Raw genomic sequence first — 1,388 nt, 5'->3', positions numbered from 1 at the left:
ATGCACGACCTTCCATCCATATACCAGTTGAACGACGAGGATTTCCTCAGGATGAACTCCCTGCCGGCTCGCAGATCGGTTCTCAAGGCGGGCGTGGCATCGATCAACCGTTCGATCGCCGCGCTGGCGGACGCAGTGATAGTCCACGAGGATTTCCTGAGGGACGTGGCGATCCGCGATTACCGCATGCCTGTTCACAAGGTGATCGTGCGGCCGCACGGCGTGGAGAGGGTCAGGCCGCTCGATCGCGGGCGCGCCAGGGCGAACCTGGGGATAGGCGACGACCGGGTGCTAGTGCTCTTCTTCGGGTACCTAGCGAGGTACAAGGGCGTGGATCTCCTGGTGAAAGTCCTGAGGAACCGGCTCGACTGGCGCAAATACTCACTGATAATCGCCGGGGGGCCGCATCCGCGGGCGCGGGACGATCCGGGATACCGCGAGTGGTTCAGGGATCTTGTGAATAATGTGGATGAACTGAGGAGGGAAGGCGCGGACGTGAGGTTGACCGGCTTCGTCGAGGATCCCTCCCCTTACTTCTCGGCCGCCGACCTCGTGGTGCTCCCATACGTCGAGAGGTTCTCCGCGAGCGGTCCTGCATCCCTCGCGGAGGCGTACGGTTTGCCGGTCTTCCTGGCTGACGGGCAGCTCAGGGCCAGCGCCGACCTCGAGGACGCCATCACTCGCTTCATAGAGGAGCGCGGCGGTGATCCTGGGACTGTACATGCGCGCTTCTGGGATGAGATGGCCGCAGACTACTACTCATTCCTGGTGCGCACTCGGAATTCCGGACCACAATCCCCCGTGCGGCGCTAGATATCGTCATCAGGGGGATAATATGAGGATTTCAAAAATTGTGAGTGCAAATGCTCGTTGGGGTCATTACCCTAGTTCCGGGCTCGATCCCGCGCTGACTGCATCCTCTACACATCACACGTGCACCATATCCGCGCCCATGTGCGGCGTCCGCTAGGGCCTTGGCCCGGAGCAGGAACAGGGCCCTCATCAGATTGAGGGCTACGCAGATAAACATCGCCTTCACTTGGTCCTAGGCATCGTGTTGACTAACCCGCAGGAGAGGTGGAACACTCTCCTCACGGAACGCGTGTGGGTGCTCTAAATAAGTCCTTGGACGACACCGGGAATATCTCCCCGTACAGCTCCCTGCGCTTCTCGGCATCAGCGTCCATTATCCGGCGATGGGAAACCTCCCTGATCAGCGTTGCAACGACTAGTCGTGCATCAGTCCACCTCTACTATTGGAAATTCACCATGATGAATGGCCTCGGATCCCTTGAGATAATATCCATGGAGCATCCCCGGGAATTATTTCTGTTCAGCCCTTCCAGAGCCCCAGCGCAAGCCCCACGAGGAAGAGGACGGGGAGGCCG

1 protein-coding gene is annotated in these 1,388 nt (G+C 59.7%); it reads left to right on the top strand.

All coding sequences use genetic code 11. The features are described 5' to 3' along the window. The coding region (locus ABJK56_RS16850; protein WP_347245845.1) for a glycosyltransferase at window positions 1-813 on the top strand (813 nt) is incomplete at its 5' end. Window positions 814-1,388 lie beyond the last annotated feature (575 nt).

The organism is Thermogutta sp. (assembly GCF_039793925.1).
GTDB lineage: Bacteria > Planctomycetota > Planctomycetia > Pirellulales > Thermoguttaceae > Thermogutta.
The sequence above is the reverse complement of the archived record's forward strand: the minus strand, read 5'-3'. Positions and strand labels throughout refer to the sequence as shown.